This window comes from Paenibacillus sp. A3 (assembly GCF_001399685.1).
Lineage (GTDB): Bacteria > Bacillota > Bacilli > Paenibacillales > NBRC-103111 > Paenibacillus_G.
Window position 1 is genome coordinate 1 of sequence record NZ_JTHN01000224.1, and the last position, 18,842, is coordinate 18,842.

Annotated in this window: 22 protein-coding genes and 2 pseudogenes; 3 read left to right on the top strand and 21 right to left on the bottom strand. The window is 53.3% G+C overall.

Features of this window, described 5'->3' with window-relative positions; translation table 11 throughout:
- Window positions 1–479: pseudogene (locus tag QJ48_RS29320) on the bottom strand (thiamine pyrophosphokinase); the annotation flags it as partial.
- A gap of 14 nt (window positions 480–493) precedes the next feature.
- Window positions 494–838, bottom strand: coding sequence for a carboxymuconolactone decarboxylase family protein (locus QJ48_RS29325; protein ID WP_054976915.1), 345 nt, complete (start codon window positions 836–838; stop codon window positions 494–496).
- A 182-nt stretch (window positions 839–1,020) separates the two neighbouring features.
- Between QJ48_RS29325 and QJ48_RS29330 the strand changes: the two genes are divergently transcribed.
- Both QJ48_RS29330 and QJ48_RS29335 read left to right on the top strand, forming a co-directional pair.
- A complete protein-coding gene (locus tag QJ48_RS29330) occupies window positions 1,021–1,341 on the top strand; it encodes a hypothetical protein (RefSeq protein ID WP_054976916.1) in 321 nt (106 codons plus the stop codon).
- A gap of 80 nt (window positions 1,342–1,421) precedes the next feature.
- The gene (locus QJ48_RS29335; RefSeq protein WP_054976917.1) at window positions 1,422–1,601 is read left to right on the top strand and encodes a hypothetical protein; all 180 of its coding nucleotides are present in this window, start codon (window positions 1,422–1,424) and stop codon (window positions 1,599–1,601) included.
- Window positions 1,602–1,678: 77 nt separating this feature from the next.
- Here QJ48_RS29335 and QJ48_RS29340 read toward each other — a convergent pair whose 3' ends face one another.
- Window positions 1,679–1,993, bottom strand: coding sequence for a hypothetical protein (locus QJ48_RS29340; RefSeq protein ID WP_054976918.1), 315 nt, complete (start codon window positions 1,991–1,993; stop codon window positions 1,679–1,681).
- A 158-nt stretch (window positions 1,994–2,151) separates the two neighbouring features.
- Here QJ48_RS29340 and QJ48_RS36360 point away from each other — a divergent pair, with 158 nt between their 5' ends.
- A complete protein-coding gene (locus QJ48_RS36360) occupies window positions 2,152–2,379 on the top strand; it encodes a helix-turn-helix transcriptional regulator (RefSeq protein WP_082420728.1) in 228 nt (75 codons plus the stop codon).
- A gap of 62 nt (window positions 2,380–2,441) precedes the next feature.
- On the opposite strand, the gene QJ48_RS35420 is transcribed toward QJ48_RS36360, so the two are convergent.
- From QJ48_RS35420 to accB, 18 genes and pseudogenes are all read right to left on the bottom strand, one after another.
- The gene (locus QJ48_RS35420) at window positions 2,442–2,834 is read right to left on the bottom strand and encodes a DUF3862 domain-containing protein (RefSeq protein ID WP_063858191.1); all 393 of its coding nucleotides are present in this window, start codon (window positions 2,832–2,834) and stop codon (window positions 2,442–2,444) included.
- Window positions 2,835–2,986: 152 nt separating this feature from the next.
- Window positions 2,987–3,790 (bottom strand): sporulation transcription factor Spo0A, encoded by an 804-nt coding sequence (spo0A, locus tag QJ48_RS29350; protein WP_054976919.1) that lies wholly within the window; start codon window positions 3,788–3,790, stop codon window positions 2,987–2,989.
- Between the two features lie 286 nt (window positions 3,791–4,076).
- On the bottom strand, window positions 4,077–5,414 hold the full coding sequence (gene spoIVB / locus QJ48_RS29355) for a SpoIVB peptidase (protein WP_193394516.1): 1,338 nt from the start codon (window positions 5,412–5,414) through the stop codon (window positions 4,077–4,079).
- A gap of 140 nt (window positions 5,415–5,554) precedes the next feature.
- Window positions 5,555–7,255 (bottom strand): DNA repair protein RecN, encoded by a 1,701-nt coding sequence (recN, locus tag QJ48_RS29360; protein WP_054976921.1) that lies wholly within the window; start codon window positions 7,253–7,255, stop codon window positions 5,555–5,557.
- 19 nt (window positions 7,256–7,274) lie between these two features.
- On the bottom strand, window positions 7,275–7,724 hold the full coding sequence (gene argR, locus QJ48_RS29365) for a transcriptional regulator AhrC/ArgR (protein WP_054976922.1): 450 nt from the start codon (window positions 7,722–7,724) through the stop codon (window positions 7,275–7,277).
- Window positions 7,721–8,221, bottom strand: coding sequence for a hypothetical protein (locus QJ48_RS29370; protein ID WP_054976923.1), 501 nt, complete (start codon window positions 8,219–8,221; stop codon window positions 7,721–7,723). Before QJ48_RS29370 ends, argR begins: the two co-directional genes overlap by 4 nt.
- 70 nt (window positions 8,222–8,291) lie before the next feature.
- Complete coding sequence (locus QJ48_RS29375; RefSeq protein WP_054976924.1) at window positions 8,292–9,128, bottom strand: TlyA family RNA methyltransferase; 837 nt, start codon at window positions 9,126–9,128, stop codon at window positions 8,292–8,294.
- A 22-nt stretch (window positions 9,129–9,150) separates the two neighbouring features.
- The gene (gene dxs / locus QJ48_RS29380) at window positions 9,151–11,058 is read right to left on the bottom strand and encodes a 1-deoxy-D-xylulose-5-phosphate synthase (protein WP_193394517.1); all 1,908 of its coding nucleotides are present in this window, start codon (window positions 11,056–11,058) and stop codon (window positions 9,151–9,153) included.
- Window positions 11,059–11,228: 170 nt separating this feature from the next.
- Window positions 11,229–12,095, bottom strand: a complete 867-nt coding sequence (locus QJ48_RS29385; protein ID WP_237763106.1) for a polyprenyl synthetase family protein — start codon at window positions 12,093–12,095, stop codon at window positions 11,229–11,231.
- 35 nt (window positions 12,096–12,130) lie between these two features.
- On the bottom strand, window positions 12,131–12,388 hold the full coding sequence (gene xseB / locus QJ48_RS29390; RefSeq protein WP_010499089.1) for an exodeoxyribonuclease VII small subunit: 258 nt from the start codon (window positions 12,386–12,388) through the stop codon (window positions 12,131–12,133).
- A pseudogene (xseA, locus tag QJ48_RS29395) lies at window positions 12,363–13,752 on the bottom strand (exodeoxyribonuclease VII large subunit). The gene xseB and the pseudogene xseA overlap by 26 nt, the downstream one beginning before the upstream one ends.
- A 17-nt stretch (window positions 13,753–13,769) precedes the next feature.
- Window positions 13,770–14,630 carry a bifunctional methylenetetrahydrofolate dehydrogenase/methenyltetrahydrofolate cyclohydrolase FolD gene (gene folD, locus QJ48_RS29400; protein ID WP_054976926.1) on the bottom strand — a complete coding sequence of 287 codons (861 nt, stop codon included), beginning with the start codon at window positions 14,628–14,630 and terminating at the stop codon, window positions 13,770–13,772.
- Between the two features lie 29 nt (window positions 14,631–14,659).
- Window positions 14,660–15,118 carry a transcription antitermination factor NusB gene (gene nusB / locus QJ48_RS29405; RefSeq protein WP_054976927.1) on the bottom strand — a complete coding sequence of 153 codons (459 nt, stop codon included), beginning with the start codon at window positions 15,116–15,118 and terminating at the stop codon, window positions 14,660–14,662.
- A gap of 128 nt (window positions 15,119–15,246) precedes the next feature.
- On the bottom strand, window positions 15,247–15,486 hold the full coding sequence (locus QJ48_RS29410; RefSeq protein ID WP_054976928.1) for a DUF2273 domain-containing protein: 240 nt from the start codon (window positions 15,484–15,486) through the stop codon (window positions 15,247–15,249).
- Between the two features lie 14 nt (window positions 15,487–15,500).
- The gene (gene amaP, locus QJ48_RS29415) at window positions 15,501–16,061 is read right to left on the bottom strand and encodes an alkaline shock response membrane anchor protein AmaP (protein WP_054976929.1); all 561 of its coding nucleotides are present in this window, start codon (window positions 16,059–16,061) and stop codon (window positions 15,501–15,503) included.
- Between the two features lie 76 nt (window positions 16,062–16,137).
- Entirely contained in the window at window positions 16,138–16,548 is a 411-nt protein-coding gene (locus tag QJ48_RS29420; protein ID WP_054976930.1) for an Asp23/Gls24 family envelope stress response protein, read from the bottom strand.
- A 93-nt stretch (window positions 16,549–16,641) separates the two neighbouring features.
- Window positions 16,642–18,000 (bottom strand): acetyl-CoA carboxylase biotin carboxylase subunit, encoded by a 1,359-nt coding sequence (gene accC / locus QJ48_RS29425; protein WP_054976931.1) that lies wholly within the window; start codon window positions 17,998–18,000, stop codon window positions 16,642–16,644.
- Window positions 18,001–18,020: 20 nt separating this feature from the next.
- Window positions 18,021–18,512 carry an acetyl-CoA carboxylase biotin carboxyl carrier protein gene (accB, locus tag QJ48_RS29430; protein ID WP_054976932.1) on the bottom strand — a complete coding sequence of 164 codons (492 nt, stop codon included), beginning with the start codon at window positions 18,510–18,512 and terminating at the stop codon, window positions 18,021–18,023.
- Between the last annotated feature and the right edge of the window lie 330 nt (window positions 18,513–18,842).

Here is an 18,842-nt window from a genome sequence, read left to right on the forward strand (position 1 = left end):
TCGAGCAGCTGTTCCTTTCCCGCGGCGGCGTATTTCAGCGTATCCTCGATAACCCGGGCGAGCTGCCCCGGCTCCGAAGCTTGTGCGGCCCGGTACCCGGCGAGCCAGCTTTGCCGGGTAAACCGGCGGCAGGGCACCCACGACGTCCCCGTATCGATCCCGTGTTCGGTCACGGTAACGGTCCGGGAGGTCTGCAGCAGCTCGAAACCGTCCGGAGACGTCTCCACAAGCGGCGTACCCGCCTCCAGAAGCTCCAAAACCGCCCGGGAAGCAATCGTCCCGGTCATCGTCCGGCCCGTGTTCACGACGGCGGAAACCCGGGCCTTGAGTAGGCCGCGCACGGCCAGCTCGTCCAAATCATCGTGCGCCAGCACGGCAATTCGTCCCGGTCCCAATCGTTGAAGCAGCCGTTTAGTGCTTCGGTCGCTTTCCGTTATCCCGGTGATGGGCAAAAGTCCCATTTTCGGTTTCCATCTCATAGCTTCATCCCCAATCACATCAAGGAATCCAGCGCCTGCTCCACCCTCGTTACCCCTTGAGACATCGCATGTCCGCTGGCCACCGCCGACGCCACGGCCGTCGCCTCGAGAATTTCTTGCCGGGATGCTCCTTTCGCCAGCGCTTCTTGAACGTGATACAGCGTACACACCTCGTTATTGGCAAACAAGCCGATGCCAAGAGCAATCAACTGCTTTTGCTTTTCATCCAGTGCTCCGGGGGCAAAACAAGCGGCTGTAAAATGATGGTATGCTTCCACCATCGTCGGCATAAGCTCTTTCATGTGGCCGACACCGACCTTATAAGAGTCGACTTTTTGCAAGCTGTCCGCTTGATGCATCGCGGCGCCTCCTTCCGATTTTCCTTGGTTTAGCTTCCCCTCGTTCCAAAGGCATATGCAAAAAGAACGAAGATCGTGTCCAAAAAAAATCAAAAATTAACGAAAACACTTACAATATTCTACAAAAATCGATTTTATCGTATGGTATAATTAGTTCTATCCTAGGGTAAGGAGTAGATTCAATGCAAAAAACATGTCAGAAAATTGTTCGTGTTCAGGATGGTCTGATTACGGAAATTTATGATGGCTTGGTTTACCGAGACTTCAGTGACAATGAAAGCGCATTGAAGGAATTGCTGATGGACGATATCGGTCTGGATTTTGATTCCATACTCCATACTTACGAGCAGCTCATTTACGAGTTGGCATGCTCCAGTTCGGAACTCCGTTCCTCCATCATGAAGCGTCTGCCCGAAGGTTGGCTGGATTGGGCACACGATTTGTATTCCGACAATAACGCCGAAAATAAGGCCATGCTGCCCATCACTCAGCCGATCCTATAATTGCCTGAAGTCAGCCGCATACTTGGATAAGCACGTTCCATACTAAGTTTGAACTCACTTAGGCGGAGGTGCTTCTTGAAATGGTTGACAATCTCGAAAGCAATTACGACTGCTCCAATGCAGGCGGCGATCTTCAAGAGCTGCAGCAGCAGCTGACCGGGATGCAAACTACCGAGCTGGACGAACAGTCTCAGCAAACGGTCAACCGTCTGGAGAACCAGATTCGGTTCATCAAGAACAAGTGCGACATTCGCCCTTAATCCGAGCTTTTGAAGAGAAAAGCCAGCCCTTCGGATATCCATCCACGGCTGGCTTGCTTGCATTGCTAGGATGATTTTTAGTCTTCGCGAAGCAGCACGATGTCGCTTACATTATGAATGACATGGAAGTTTAATAGTTGATAGGCTGTCATCGCGTTTAATTTTTCGTGCAAATCATAAATCGCGACATCGCCGCGTGCAGTTTCGCCCAGCTTGATCGCCACGTGGCATTCCACATAAACACGTTCAACTTGTGTGCGCGCGGCCATCTTGTAGTTGACGATACCATCGGAAACAAAATAAGCATGGTTCTTATCAGGCGTCAAAAAAGCGTCAACGATTTCGAAGTCACCGTTGCCTGAATCAATGACGAGCTTGATTCTTTTTAACACGACATGCAGCCCCTTTCGTTTGAATTTTTTGGCCGAATTTTGGGAGGGATAACCATTAAGGATTTCCTGGAAAATCTGCGAGAATGAGTGGAGGGGATAGTGAATATGTTTCTTTTTCTTAGCGAATAAAAATGGCTCTATAGGTGGGTGATTAACAGTTGCGCAGAGTTCGCTTAAGATTAAAAGAAATTATGGAACAACGAGGATTAACACAGATTCAGCTTTCTGAATTATCGGGGGTTAGACAATCTGCAATAAGCGAGATGTCTCGTAATATTCGCGAACAAATAAGTCTCATTCATCTTGCGAAATTAGCAGACGCTCTAAATATTGACGACATTAGCGAGTTTCTAGTAATAGAAAAAGACGGAAGCCAATCGGACTAATGCACCGAACAGCTGCCGTCTTTTGTTTATGTTACTTTCATTTATCGTCTCTGACGAATAAACTATTTCAAGCCGAATTGTGCTTTTGTTACAAGTTTGCCGTCTTGGAATGCAAAATTAGCGTTTGCTCCTGGTGAGCCCTCGCCTTTATACATATAGCCGACGGTGTGAGACTTTTCGCCTTTCGTTCCAGCTTCGGCTACCAATTCGCCCGGACCGCCGATAATCTTGGCGACTTCCTCGTAGGTCTGACCATTTTCAATCTTATCGAATTCCTCTTTCGTAATGGTCGCTTGCTTCTCTTCCGTCTTCTTTTCCCCTGCAGAAGCGCTTGCTTCTTTAGCCGGTGTGCTAGTTTCCTTTGGCGGAGTGTTTGCTTCCTTAGCAGGTGCCGAACCGCAACCACTAATCACAACAATCATAAGCGCCGCGGTGAAAGTCAGTAGATGTTTCACGCTATGACCCCTTTCCAGTATATACCGTCATTCTACACTGGAACCGAACGATACACTAGAGAACTTTTGTTCGCACAAGGCGTAGCGCCTAACGAAAATTGAAACGCCGGGCCCGTTAGGACCCGACGTAGGAAAGCTCATGCTCATTTATTTCACGAAACTTTATGCTCGATACGCAGCTTATCTGCCACCATCGCGATGAACTCCGAGTTTGTCGGCTTCGCTTTGCTAATATTGATCGTATAGCCAAACAAATGGGAGATGCTGTCGATATTGCCTCGTGTCCAAGCGACTTCGATCGCATGGCGGATTGCCCGCTCGACGCGGCTCGGCGTTGTTTTGTACTTTTCGGCAATAGCCGGATACAGCGTCTTCGTAATCGCCCCGAGAATTTCGATGTTGTTATATACCATCGTGATCGCTTCACGCAAATATTGGTAGCCTTTGATATGAGCAGGCACGCCGATTTCGTGAATGATGGTCGTGATGTTGGCATCCAAATTTTTGCCTTTCGGCAATTGAACGACGTTCGCTTTCTGCGACGACGAAGAGGACATCACTGGCATAGCTGGGCTTGTGCCGATTAACTGCCGAATCCGGTTCGTCAAAATCTCCATATCGAACGGTTTCAAAATGTAATACGAGGCGCCGAGTTGGACAGCTTTTTGGGTAATGTTTTCTTGACCGAAAGCAGTGAGCATGATGATTTTCGGCTGCGGATTCAAATCCATTTCCCGCAGCTTCTCGAGCACGCCAAGACCGTCCAGATGAGGCATAATAATGTCCAAAATCAATACATCCGGCACCCGTGGACCTTGCTCGATTAGACGAAGCACATCATTTCCATTGTAAGCAACGCCGGTCACTTGCATATCGGCCTGATCATCGATGAATTCGGAAAGAAGATTTGTAAATTCTCGGTTGTCGTCTGCTAAAAGAACTTCAATGGTTTGCAACGGTAAGCGCCTCCTTCATTTGCGGCAATCGCTTTAGCATTATTTACCTGTTATACAATTTCGACATGCACTTTAAAATTCCTTCTGTCGAATATTATTTTTCTGGATTTTTTATGATTTTTATTTTATAATTAATAATTTACTTCACCATTATACATCATTCGACAAAGAATGATTAAATGATACACGTCGTATCCCCAATCAAAAAATAACCACGCTCCTTCCATAAACGCTTCGAATCGGAGCAATGTTTTACGTGCTTCCCAACAAAAAAAACCGAAGACCATTAACTGGCCTTCAGTTCCGTTGTTTCCGTATTGGAAGGACGAAGCATAATTCCTGCATCCTGCAGCATCCATTCGATAAAGCATCCGTAGCCGCTCGTCGGGTCATTGACGAAGACGTGAGTCACCGCTCCGATCACTTTTCCGTTCTGAATAATCGGGCTTCCGCTCATGCCTTGCACAATCCCTCCGGTCTTGTCCAACAGACGGGAATCGGTAATTTTAATAACCATCCCTTTGGTAGCCGGATATTCCTGCTTCGCCACATGAACGACCTCGATATCGAATTTCTCGACCTTCTGACCGTTGACCACCGTATAAATCTGCGCAGGACCTTCCTTCACCTCTTCGGCGAAGGCGACGGGCAGTGCCTTGTCGCTGTAGCTGTGCCCCGGCGTGTCAAACATTTTGCCGAAAATGCCGAACTGCGTATTTTTCTCAATATTGCCGATGGCTCTGCTTTCCTTGGAGAACTGGGCGCGTTTCTCCCCCGGCTCCCCGTTCTGGCTCTTGGAAATGGAGGTGACGTTCGAATGCACGATCTCTCCATTGCCTACCATGATCGGCACTTGGGTATCCATGTCGGTAATAACATGTCCCAGTGCTCCGTATACGCCTTGATCCGGGGCATAGAAAGTCAGCGTCCCGACCCCGGCGGCCGAATCGCGAATATACAGCCCGAGCCTGTACGCCTTGTCCACGATATCATATGCAGGAGTAATTGGAATATCGAGCGTTTCGTTCCCGCGGCGAATCGTCAGCATAATCGGCTTTTTGTTCTCTCCGGCCGCTTTGACGAGATCCGCTACCCGGCTTACGTCGCTTACGGTTTTGCCGTTCATTTTGACGATGAGATCGCCGAGCTGCACCTTGGCCTCTTCGCCCGGAGACGATTTGCGGTCATCCGCGATCGCAACCAAATGATGCCCGACGATCATAATTCCGGCCGATTTCAGCTTCACGCCGATCGTCTGACCGCCGGGAATAACTTTCAGATCAGGGACGACATTGACTTTAACCGTCTTGAAAGGAATTTTGCCGAAAAGCTTCAGCTTCATTTCAGCTTGTCCGGCTTGATAAGACTCGAGTGCGATAGGATGATGAAGATCCACTTGGAATGAGTGCCTTGCCGAGCCGTTGACCTTGAGCACTTCCGGATGGTTGACTGTCACTTGCGCGCTGACCGGCATTGCCAGCTTCAACTGGGTTTGCTGTCCGGTAAAAAGCCGGAGCTCCTCGGGGAATGAGGCAAAACTGCGGAAAGGGGTGGTGAGGCTACCCAAACAAACGAAGAGGACGAGCAGTAATCCAATCAATCTTTTTCTATGGTTGGAACCCAATTCGCTCACGCTCCCTTGCTTCCTTTGCTTTGCGGCACGCGGCTTGCGACTTCCGGCTTCAAAGCTGGCTGCACCGCCGTTTGTGTACCTTTAAGGTAACCCCCGCCCTTTTCTTTTATAACTCCAAAATGCTCCCTTGGCTAGCTCATCTTCGCTTTCATGTTATCGGCAAGGGCGAGCATTTCCTGCGCGTGCTGGAGCGTTTTGTCGGTCACTTCGACGCCTCCGAGCATCCGCGCCAGCTCGTGAATGCGTTCTTCCGTATTCAAGTCGTCAATATTCGTATAAGTGCGGTCCCCATCCGTCGTCTTATGAATGCGGTAATGCACGTCCGCCATGCAGGCGACCTGTGGCAAATGAGTAATAGAGAAGATTTGACAGCTCCGGGACAGCCTGGACATTTTCTCGGCTATCGCCTGGGCCGCGCGACCGCTTACCCCGGTATCCACTTCGTCGAAGACGAGTACCGGAATGCTGTCCACCCGGGCAAAAATCGATTTAAGTGCCAGCATAACGCGGGAGATTTCTCCCCCGGAAGCGATTTTGCTAAGCGCGCGCATCGGTTCTCCGGGATTGGCCGAAATGAGAAACTCGACCTGATCTGCGCCTTCGCGAGTCAGCTTCTTCTCCCCATTCACGGCAAAATGCACCCGGAATTGCGTCCGCTCCATCTGCAGTTCGCGGAGCTCCGCCACGATTTCCGCCGCGAGCTTGTCCGCAACGATCATACGCTGCTCGGTCAGAACCGAAGCCAGCCGTTGGACCTGTTCGAGGGCCGCCGCTTCGTCTTTTTGCAGCTGCTGAAGCTTTTCGTCCTTGTTCTCGATCAGGTCCAGTTCCCGTTCAATCTTTTCAACATAAGCAAGGATATCCGAAACCGATTCTCCATATTTTCTGCGAAGCGACGAAATCGTATCCAGCCTTTGCTCGATGAAATCAAGCCTGGAAGGGTTGAACTCCACCTCATCACGGTAATCGCGAACTTGGTAAGCGGCGTCTTCCAGCTGATAGAAAGCCCCTTGCACCTGCTCCAGCAGCGACTGAAGCTTTGCGGGGTCCAGCGCGGCGATATCCTGAAGCTTCTGGACGGCGCGGCCGACGGCATCCAGTCCCTTGCTTCCCCCGTACAGCAGATCGTAAGCGTCCGAAGCATTCTGGAACAGCCGTTCCGCATTGACCAGCTTTCGTTTCTCATCGCCCAGCGCCTCGTCTTCTTCCGCTTTCAGCTTGGCCGAACGAATTTCTTCGACCTGAAACCGGTATAAATCCATCATTTGCAGCGCTTGCTTGCTCGTTTCCTGCAGCTCCTTAAGCTGCTTGCGGATTCCCTGGTAGACATCGTACGCTTCCTGATAAGCAAGCTTGGCAGGCAAAATCTGCGGCTCGCCGAACATGTCGAGCCACCGGATATGCTCCTCCACCCGGAACAACGATTGATGCTCGTGCTGTCCGTGAATATTGACCAGATAATCGCCGATCTCCCTCAGCACCGCCCGGTTGACCAACTGTCCGTTCACACGGCTGGTGCTTTTGCCTTGAGCCGTAATTTCTCTGCGAATAATAAGATGCTCCTCCGGGTCGGCCTCTATTCCCACACCGGACAAAATATTCCAAACGGGATGATCCTTCCCGATCTGATACAGCGCTTCGATTGACGCTTTGTCGCTTCCGTAGCGAACCAGATCCGAAGAACTGCGGCCCCCGGCAATCAGACCGAGCGCGTCGATGATGATCGATTTGCCCGCACCCGTTTCCCCCGTCAAGACGTGGAAACCGGTTTTGCAATGCAATTCGACATGTTCGATAACCGCCAGATGGCGAATGGATAGTTCCAGCAGCATAGCTACACCTCTTTGGACATTAACTGAGCATTCCCAAGACTTGATTAACGACATGTGAGCTGTGATCCTTGGTCCGGCAAATGATCAGAATCGTATCGTCGCCGCTGATCGTTCCCATAATTTCATTCCATTCCAGACTATCAATGAGCGCTGCAATCGCACTTGCCGTCCCCGGCAAGCTTTTGAGCACGACGAAATTCTCGGTATGGTCAATATGCACAAAATGATCGTTTAGCGCCCGCCGCAAGCGCTGCAGCGGATTGTAGCGCTGATCGGCCGGCATGGAATATTTGTACCTTCCGTCGTCCAGCGGCACTTTGATCAAGTGCATTTCTTTAATATCTCTGGAAATGGTCGCCTGCGTCACATGAAAGCCCGCTTTACGAAGCTGTTCGACGAGCTCGTCCTGCGTTTCGATTTCGTTGTTGGTAATAATTTCGCGTATCCTAACATGTCGTTGGCCTTTCATGGCATCCTCCCTGGTTCTGGGGTCTCGGTATCGTCATCTTCGGCTTGCAGCTCGAACACATAGCAGTCCACCGTTTGCTCAGGCACATTTACGTATAATACGCCTGCCGTTTTCGGGTATAGCAGTTGATACGCAAGCAGATGGTCGCGGACGCCGCTTCCGGTCCGTTCCATCGGTTTACGCTCTTTTGCTGTCTTGACGATGTAATACCGGCCGTTCTTCTCCACGATGTAATCGACGAACAACCGGCTTTGAAGCGTTTCGCTGCGGTTGACTTTGATGTGTACGGGAATGCGTTTCTTCCCGCTAAGGACCGAATAGCCGCGCGCCTCGAGAAGCTCCGTCGCTTCATCCTCCGGCACCTCCGTGTCGGACAGAAATTCGAACGGAGGCTCGTCCTCCACGGCTTCCTTCAGCTTGCTCCGGGCATAAAAATACACCCATGCCCCCAGTGCCAGCGCCACCAACAACACGATCAAGCCGTCCCCGCTTTGCATGGAATCACCTCGAAGGAATATTCGAGAAACCGTATCCAAATTCCTGTGTAAAGGCAAAAAAACTCATCCGTCAAGATGAGCTCTGCATGCTTTGCGACTCTTGGGTGACCTCTCGGATCAACCGGTCCAGTTCGGGACCGGACAACCCAGGCTCGTCCGTATGGAGAAGATGTACTAAAAATTCAATGTTGCCCTCGCCGCCCTTAATCGGAGAGAAGGTCAACCCCCGAATGGCATAACCGATATCCTGGGCAAATCGGAGGATATCCTCCAGCACTTCTTGATGTACCCGGGGGTCGCGGACGACGCCGGATTTGCCGACCTTCTCCCGACCCGCCTCGAATTGGGGCTTAATTAAAGCAACGACTTGTCCTTTCGGCGCAAGCAGCTGCTTCAGCGGCGGCAAAATGAGCTTTAAAGAAATGAAGGATACGTCGATCGAGGCAAATGCCGGCTCCGGTCCCTGCAAGTCGCCCGGCTGCATGTAGCGGAAATTGGTCCGCTCCATCACGCTAACCCTGGGGTCCTTGCGCAGCGACCAATCCAACTGGTTGTAGCCGACGTCGACCGCGTAGACGTGAACCGCACCGTTCTGCAGCGCGCAATCGGTAAATCCTCCTGTCGAAGCGCCGATGTCCAGCATCGTAACGCCCTGCAGGTCGATGCTGAACACATTGAGCGCCTTCTCCAGCTTCAGCCCGCCACGGCTGACGTATGGATGAACCGCACCCTTGACGATCAGCCGGGACGTGCGGGCAATCTTCGTTCCGGCCTTGTCGACCGGAACGTCGTCCACTAGCACCAATCCGGCCATGATGGCCCCCTTGGCCTTTTCTCTTGTTTCGTAATAACCCTGCTCGACGAGCAGGACATCGAGTCGTTCTTTTTCCGCTTTGTCCGCAGCCATGAATTGCTCCTACTTCCTATTGTTAGGCCCGCTGTCGTCTGCGCGGAACGAGCGCCTGCAGTTCCGATACGAGCCGCTCCGCTGTAAATCCGACCTCTTTACGCTGTTCCTTGACGGAGCCGTGCTCGACGAAATAATCCGGCACGCCGATAATTTTGATTCGCAGGCCGTAAATATTTTGCTGCGAGTAATGCTCCAGTACGCCGCTGCCGAAGCCTCCGAGCTCCGCTCCTTCTTCCAGGGTCAGGATCGGGATGTCTTCTTTCGCCAACTGGAGAAGCATCGCCTCGTCCATCGGCTTGATAAACCGCGCGTTGATGACGCGAACTTGAACGCCTTCCTTGCTCATCGCCTCGGCCGCTTCCAGAGCAAGCGGAATCATCGGGCCGACGGCCAAAATGGCAGCATCGCTTCCCGGACGGAGCACTTCCCACGTGCCGATCGGAATCGGCTGGAGCGTCTCGTCCATCGGAACCCCAAGTCCGCTTTCCCGCGGATAACGGTAAGCAATCGGGCCTTCGTTATACTCGAAAGCCGTCTTCATCATATGCCGCAGCTCGTTCTCGTCCTTCGGCATCATCAGCACCATATTCGGAATGCTGCGCAAGTACGCAATATCGTACACTCCTTGATGCGTCTCGCCGTCCGGACCGACAAAGCCCGCACGGTCAATGGCAAATACCACGTTCAGGTTGGCGCGGCAAATATCGTGCACGACCTGGTCGTAAGCGCGTTGAAGGAAGGTCGAGTAAACGGCGAACACCGGCTTTAACCCTTCCTCCGCCAGCCCGGCGGAAAACGTAGCCGCATGCTGCTCCGCAATCCCTACGTCGAACATCCGGCCGGGAAATTCCTTGGCAAAGCCGAGCAGACCCGAACCACCGGGCATTGCCGGGGTAATCGCCACAATACGCTCATCCTGCTTCGCCAGCTCAATGAGCGTGCTTCCGAACACTTCCGTATACATCGGAGGCCCGACCGTCTTCAGAACTTGGCCGGATTCGATTTTGTACGGGCTGATGCCGTGCCATTTGTGGGAATCCGCCTCGGCCGGCGAATAGCCCTTGCCTTTGGTCGTGATCACATGCACCAGGACAGGCCCGTTAACCTTATCCGCTTGCTTCATGGTTTCGAGCAGCAGCGGCAAGTTGTGGCCGTCCACAGGTCCCAGGTACGTCAGGCCGAGCTCTTCGAACCAAACGCCGGGGACAACCAAATATTTGAACGAATCCTTCACCCGTTCCGCCGTCTTCGCCAACGTGCCGCCGATGGCCGGAATCTTTTTGATCAGGTGCTCGAATTCTTCCTTTGCCTTCACATAGTGCCGGTCAGAACGAATACGCGCCAAATAATGGCTGAGCGCTCCGACGTTCGGGGCAATGGACATTTCGTTGTCGTTCAGAATGACCATCAGCTTCCGCTTCTCGTGACCGATATGGTTGAGGGCTTCCAGAGCCATACCGCCGGTAAGCGCTCCGTCGCCGATCATAGCAATGATCCGGTTCTTCTCGCCCTTCAAATCACGGGCGACGGCCATCCCCATCGATGCGGACAGCGAAGTGCTGCTGTGGCCGGCTTCCCAGACGTCATGCTCGCTTTCGGAACGTTTCACGAAGCCGCACAGGCCTTTATATTTGCGCAATGTATCGAATTTGTCTTTTCGACCGGTTAAAATCTTGTGAACATACGACTGGTGACCGACATCGAAAATAAATTTATCCTTCGGACTGTCGAACAAATAGTGCATAGCAATCGTTAACTCGACAACGCCAAGGTTGGGCGCGAGGTGACCGCCGGTGACCGAAAGCTTCTCGACAAGAAAATGTCTCGTTTCCGCAGCCACTTGCTCCAACTGTTCCACAGTCAGACGTTTCAAGTCCTCAGGCTGATGAATGTGATCGAGCAGCACGCTTGTTCCCTCGCTTTCCATAGTTGGAGTATGCCTAACGAATGGCAGGTAAGAGTCGGTAACGATCCGCTTCATTGCATAGGCTATGTAATGAGCTTGAATACGATGTCATTATAGCACAGGACCGTCACGCGCTCAAACAGGACCGGTATGAAAGCTACCGCGCCACGGGCGGCAAAACCGGCCAAGCGCTAGTGGTCGCGCTTCATTAAATAATCCGCAAGCTCCAGCAGCCGCTCCGGGCGCGGGAAATCCGCCGCCAAGATCGCTTGCTTCGCCTCGCGCGTCAGCTCCCCGACCTTCGCAAGCGACGCTTCAATCCCGATAAAATAAGGGTAGGTCACTTTCTGCTGCTTGATGTCGCTCTGTACGGGTTTGCCGAGCTTGCTTTCGTCCCCGATCAGATCGAGCACGTCGTCCTGGATTTGAAACGCCAGCCCGATGCATGTGCCGAACCGCTCCAATGCGGCAAGCTGGGCTTCGGCTGCTCCCGCGATCCGGCCCCCGGCTTTCAAGGAAAAGACGATCAAGTCGCTCGTCTTGTGCAGATGGATGTACTCCAGCTCTTCCAGCTTGGTGACTCCCTGCTCTCCCAGCATGTCCGCCGCTTGACCGCCGACCATGCCAGGGGCTCCGGCAAGCCGGGACAGCTCTTCGACAATGTCGATCACACGGTCGGCCGGAATGTTATGCTTCTTCGCAGCTTGAACCACCGAGAAGAACGCATGGGTCAGCAAGGCATCGCCGGCCAGAATAGCCATCGCCTCGCCGTAAACCTTATGATTGGTCGGTTTTCCCCGACGAAAATCGTCGTTGTCCATGGCGGGAAGATCATCATGAATAAGCGAATACGTGTGGATCATCTCCACGGCCAACGCTGCGGGAACGGCCGCTTCCGGGCTGCCGCCCAGCGATTCGGCCGCTGCCAGCACCAGAATCGGCCGCAGCCGCTTGCCGCCGGCCATCAAGGAGTACATCATCGATTCGCGAAGCGGGGCTGGAATCGCCCACGGCGACGGAATCGACTGCTGCAGCTCCCGCTCTATGAGCGAAGCCATGTCTCGAATGTATTCTCGGATGCCGGATGACTCGTTCATCGGTTATCCCCTTTATCGGTTTCCTGCGGCTGAAACGGCTTTTTCGTCAGGCCGCCTTCTTCTTCCAGCAAAATTTCGATTTTTCGTTCCACCTGCTCCAGCTTCTGCCCGCACAATTGAGACAGCTTCATCCCCTCTTGAAACAGCTCTATCGCTTTCTCAAGCGGAATATCCCCGCTTTCAAGCTGTGCCACAATGCGCTCAAGCTGGTCCATCGCCTGCTCGAAGCTAGGCGTCGCTTCCTGATTTGACATCGCTTTTCTCCTCCGTCTTCTCCTCCATAGACCAAACATGACAATCGATCCGTCCGTCCATCAGGCGCAGCTTCAAAACATCCCCAATCTGCACCTGCTGGATCGATTTCACGAGCTGTTTCTCTTTCTCGTCATAGACGAGGCCATACCCGCGCTGCATGATCTTGAGCGGGCTGAGCGCATCCAGCTGGCGCATGGACGATACGAGCTCCTGCTGCTTGCGCTTCAGCACCGCCTGCATCGTCTGGCGAAGCAGACGGGCGGACGAGTCCAGCCGCTTCCGGGAGTACACGACCTGCTCCTTCGGGTTAAATGAAGCGAGCTGCCGGTCGGCTTTCATCAGCCGCTCGTGACTTTTCGTCAGACGGCCGCGCATTTTGTAGCCGAGCTGCTCGCGCAGGCGGTCAAGACGCTCCGCGGGCTGCAGCAGCAGCTGCCGGCGGGGGTTCGTCAGGTAAGGCGACCGCTGGAGCCGCTTCAGCCGCCCTTTGCTCCGCTCGAGCTGCTGGGTTAACCCGCCGTACAATTGCTGGCGCAAGTAGCCGAGCTGCTGCTTCAGCTCCAGATGATGCGGGACGGCCAGCTCGGCCGCCGCCGTCGGAGTCGGCCGCGCGCAGGTCGGCGACGAAATCCGCGATCGTGAAATCCGTTTCGTGGCCGACCGCCGAAATGATCGGCAGCCTCGAAGCGAAGATCGCCCGGGCCACCGTCTCTTCGTTGAAGGCCCACAGCTCCTCAAGCGATCCGCCGCCGCGGCCGACGATCAGCACGTCGACTTCGTTTCTGGCGTTCATCTCCTCCATCGCTCTCACAATCGAAGGAGCCGCCTGCTTCCCCTGCACAAGCGCCGGATAAAGCAGAATGGGAACGGTCGGGTGACGGCGCTGCAGGGTAATAATAATATCACGAACCGCCGCACCCGTCGGCGACGTAATGACCCCGATCGCGCGCGGGAAGCGCGGAATCGGCTTCTTTATCGCCGGAGCGAACAGACCTTCGGATTCCAGCTTTTTCTTCAGCTGCTCGAATGCCAGATACAAGCTCCCAATGCCGTCGGGCTGCATTTGCGTGACATAGAATTGATACTGCCCATCCCGTTCGTAGACTGAGATGTTTCCGCAGGCGATCACCTTCGTCCCTTCCCGGGGAATGAACGGAAGCCGCTGGTTGTAGGAGGCGAACATAATACTTTTTAACCGGCTCTCCGCATCTTTTAACGTAAAATACATATGTCCGCTGGAATGGTGGGTAAAATTGGAAATCTCACCACGCACCCAAACGTCCTGCAGACGGTCGGTGCCCTCAAGCAGCATTTTAATGTATCGATTCAGCTCTTTGATCGATAAAATTTGTTTTTCTTTCATAATTACGCCCGTTACCGCTAGTTGGTTGCAGAAGCCGCACGCTGTGCCGCTTCAAGCGTATTGCGAAGCAGGATCGTAATCGTCATCGGACCGACACAGCCAGGCACCGGCGTTACATAGCTTGCCGTTTCCAGAACGTCGTCAAAATCGACGTCTCCCGCCAGTTTGCCGGTATCGAGCCGGTTGATGCCCACGTCGACGACAACCGCTCCCGGCTTGATGTGGCTGCGGTTGATCATCTTCGCTTTGCCGACCGCCGCGATCAAAATATCCGCCTGGCGCGTAATTTCTTCCATATTTTTCGTACGCGAGTGACATACCGTTACGGTCGCATTCTCGCGAAGCAGCAAAATCGCCATCGGCTTGCCGACGATGTTGCTGCGGCCGATCACGACGGCATGCTTGCCGGCGATTTCCACGCCGACTTTCTTGAGAATCTCAATGACACCCGCAGGCGTGCAAGGAGCCGGTCCTTCCTTACCGATCATCAGGTTGCCCACATTGACCGGATGGAAGCAGTCGACGTCTTTTTCGACCGCGATCGCTTCGACTACCCGTTCCTCCGAGATATGTCCCGGCAGCGGCGACTGGACAAGAATGCCGTGAATCGCCTTATCGCCGTTCAGTTTGGAGATGAGCGCCAGCACATCCGCCTCCGGTGTATTTTCCGGAAGCTTGTACACTTCGGAATGCATGCCCGCTTCTTCACAGGCTTTCGCTTTATTGCGCACGTAGACGTGCGAGGCCGGGTCGTCTCCGACGATGACTACCGCAAGCCCTGGCTGTACCCCTTGCTGCTTCAACTGCTCGACTTGCTGCTTAATATCGGCGCGGTAAGCGCTGACGATTTCTTTGCCGTTAATGATTTGCGCGGACATGCTTGTTTTCCCCTTTCGCTAAGTAGCTTCTACGATTCGGACGAACGGCTGCGGATCGTCTCCAGGTCTTTGATCATTTTGCCGAGCACGCCGTTGACGAACTTCCCCGATTCCTCCGTGCCAAAATTTTTGGCCATTTCGATCGCTTCATTCACGACGACCTTCGGTGGCACATCTTCCCGAAACACCATTTCATACGTGGCAAGCCGCATAATTTCCCGGTCTACCTTGGACAGCCTGTCCATCTGCCAGCCCTTCAAATAATCGGAAAGCAGGCCGTCGATTTGCCGCTTGTGCTGCATCGTGCCTTCCACGAGCTCAAGCACCTCATGAGGCGCAATCTGATCGCGTTCCCGCGTAAGCTGCGCCTCGTCCTCCGTCCGCGCTTCTTCGATTACGTGCGCGATGGCATCGGCCGCTGTCGCTTCGTTCATTTCGATCTGATATAAGCTTTGCACCGCAAGCTCCCTTGCCAATCTTCGTCTCATCCGATCAAATCCTCCTGTGGGTTTGCACTTGCTTCACCAGAATAAACCGGCTGCGTCTTCCTTGTCTTAAGCTGAAGACTTATAAATCGTTATCAACCGAAAAAATCCTTGGGCGTCATCCAAGGATTTTAGCGGAACAGTCTCCATTTGTCCATTAGCCGGCGCCAAGTGTCTTCTGCGGGAAACACCGGCTCGTTCCGGTCCAACCTTTTCCCTATGTAGTATCCAGTATATACGATCAGGATAAAGATTAACATACGCCAGAAGCCGAAGAACAAATAAATGAGGCCAAGGGCACTCCCGGCCAGGACGCCGATCGTCTTACCCCTATGCTGTTCCCACAGCTGCTCCCAAATTCGCATCCACATCCGGGGGCTCACCTCTATTCCACTCGACTTTTGAAGGTCGGGGACGATTGTTGAATATTCGCAATAAACACCGTGACGAAAGCTACGGGAATCCCGGTAATTTCCTCAATATGCCGCTTCACGTTCGCCTGCATCTCTTCGGTCATCGCCGGAATGGAATTTTCGCCGTCCACAATGGCGCGAATGACGATTTCAAGTCCGGATTGATTCACTTTCACACGGGCGCGCAAATCTTGAACCCCGCGCGTCCGGCCTGCCGCTTTCAACGATAAATTCTCCACCGTATCGAGCGAAATGCGGATGTCCCCGAATTCGGTCCGCTGATCGATCGACGGCGACGAAGATTTGCCGCGCCTTACGGACAAGTAAAGGAAGCGAAGGCTTAACAACGCAGCCACCACCGTGGAGCTGATGAAAATAATCGCCGTTCTTAAATCGAAATAGACGTCGTGAGCGAAGTTACCCGCCGTGTCGAAGGAAATCAGGCCGAATGCAGCGAACAGCAGAATGAACGTTGCGATCAGCACGGCCAAGCTGAAAATAAAAAGCAGCAGTCTGTCGAGAACTTTTACCACGAATCCTGACTCCTTCCTAAGATGGAGGAAACCCCCAAACGGTGAAGGATGGGGGTTCAACCGGGGTATTTATTAATTATTTCACGCGCTGTGCGGGCGTTTCCGGCTCTTCGACTTTGTCCGCACCTTTGAAAATAACGTCATGAATATGAACGTTCACTTGAACGACGCTAAGTCCGGTCATCGATTCGATGGCCTGCTTGACATTATGCTGAACCGCGCTCGCAACCTCCGGAATCCGCGTGCCGAATTCGATGACGACAGATACGTCAATCGCCGCTTCGCGCTGGCCTACTTCGACTTTTACGCCTTTGGACATATTTTTGCGTCCGAGAAACTCGGCGATATCTCCGGCAAATCCGCCGCTCATGCCTGCAACGCCGGACACTTCCACGGTTGCCATACCGGCGATGATCTCGATCACCTCCGGGGCGATCTGAATCGTGCCCATCTCGGTCTTCTCATAATCCGCTGCCAGTGTACTCATGGTCAGGACCTCCTAAACATTTGGCTTGCCCACACCTAAACTTATTGTATACTATACCATTCCCTTTAAAATATGACAACGAAGTGAACGGGCTTAAGAGTCCGGATCATTCACGTCATGCTCTTCCAAAAACTTGATATCGAAGTCGCCGGCCAAAAACTTTTTATGCTCCAGCAGCTTCAAATGGAATGGAATCGTCGAATGAATACCTTCGATCGTAAATTCGGCCAAAGCGCGCTTCATTCGCTGGATCGCATCGTTGCGGTCCGCTCCCCACACGATCAGCTTTGCGATCATCGAATCGTAGTGAGGCGGAATCGTGTAGCCCGGGTATGCGGCGCTGTCGACACGGACGCCGAAACCGCCGGGCGCCAAATAAAATTTGATTTGACCCGCAGACGGCATGAAGTTGCGATCCGGGTCTTCCGCGTTGATCCGGCATTCAATCGCCCAGCCGTTGATGCGGACCTCGTCCTGAGTGAACGAAAGCGGCTCGCCTTCCGCAACACGGATCATTTCTTTAATAATATCGATGCCCGTGATGAGCTCCGTAACCGGGTGCTCTACCTGAATCCGGGTGTTCATTTCCATGAAGTAAAACTGTCCGTCCGGTCCGAGCAAAAACTCGAGCGTACCGGCGCCGGAATAATCGACGGCTTTGGCCGCGCGAACGGCCGCTTCGCCCATTCGCTCGCGAATTTCTTCGGTCAGAATCGGGCAAGGCGCTTCCTCCACCAGCTTCTGGCGGCGGCGCTGCACCGAGCAGTCGCGCTCGCCCAGATGCACCACGTTGCCGTGCTTGTCGGCCAGCACCTGAATTTCGACGTGCTTCATCCCCGTCAAATATTTCTCCAAATAAACGCCCGCATTGCCGAACGCTTTTTGCGCTTCCTGCTGGGCGGTCGTAATTTGCTGAATCAGCATCTCTTCGTTTTCGGCCAGACGAATGCCTTTGCCTCCGCCTCCGGCCGTCGCTTTAATAATGATCGGATAGCCGATCTCGCGGCCCAGCCGGATCGCTTCGTCCATATCCTCAACAAGACCGTCGGAGCCGGGGATGACGGGAACGCCCGCTTCCTTCATCGTCTGCTTCGCGACGGATTTGTCGCCCATCTTGCTGATCGCTTCCGGCGAAGGACCGATAAACGTAATGTTGCAGCTCTCGCAAATTTCGGCGAAGTCGGCGTTCTCCGCCAAAAAGCCGTATCCCGGATGAATCGCATCGGTCTCCGTCAACGTCGCGACGCTCATCAGATTCGTATAATTCAAATAGCTGTCTTTGGAAGCTGTAGGTCCGATACAATAGGCTTCGTCCGCCAAACGGACATGCAGCGCTTCGCGGTCCGCTTCCGAGTAGACCGCGACCGTAGAAATTCCGAGCTCACGGCATGCGCGAATAATGCGCACGGCGATTTCCCCACGGTTGGCGATCAATACTTTTTGAAACTTCAATGGGTTCTCCTCCTAGCGGATTATTCCGGTTTCACCAGGAACAACGGTTGGCCGTACTCTACCAACTGGCCGTTCTCGACAAGCACTTCGACGATCTGGCCTTTGACTTCGGCTTCAATCTCGTTCATCAGCTTCATCGCTTCGATGATGCAGACGATCGTCGTTTCCTTCACGCTACTGCCCTTGGAAACGAACGGCGCCGCTCCCGGTGCCGGAGCTTCGTAGAAGGTGCCGACCATCGGGGAAACAATCGTATGTAAATTGGATGGGGTTGCTGCCGTAGGTTCGGCTGCGGGGATGTTGACCGCTGCGGACGTCTGAACGACGGCTTGAGGAGCAGGCTGCTGGGCGACGACGCTGACCGCAGGTTGTGCGGCGGTGACGACGACTTGCTCGGTTTTATTCGGTTTACGGATTAAAAGGCGGGAGCCTTCGTTTTCGATCTCTAGTTCTTGCAAAGATGTTTGATCCACCAGCTTGATCAATTCTTTAATTTCGCTTAACTTAAACACGGAATTCACTCCTTTGGGCATCTTGTTGACGGCTGCTCATGCAAGCTGCGGCACGCCCCCGGCCTAGCGGTGCGCGAACCGACGGCTTGTCCCGCGGCAGCGGTCAACACCGTAAAACAAACGACGTTGTTATTATATCACAATCTTTCGGTAAGAAAAGAGTTTCCTTGCTCCGGGAATAGCGCGAACTTTTCAGCTCCATCGGCTATCCAAAAAAGTCAGCGCGAATAAAAAAAGAATATGGCGAAAATCGTCGAACCATGCCGTAAAAAAGAGAGCCCGGTTTTCCGGACTCTCCTTACAAATTCCTGCTTAAGGAATCATTTGCAC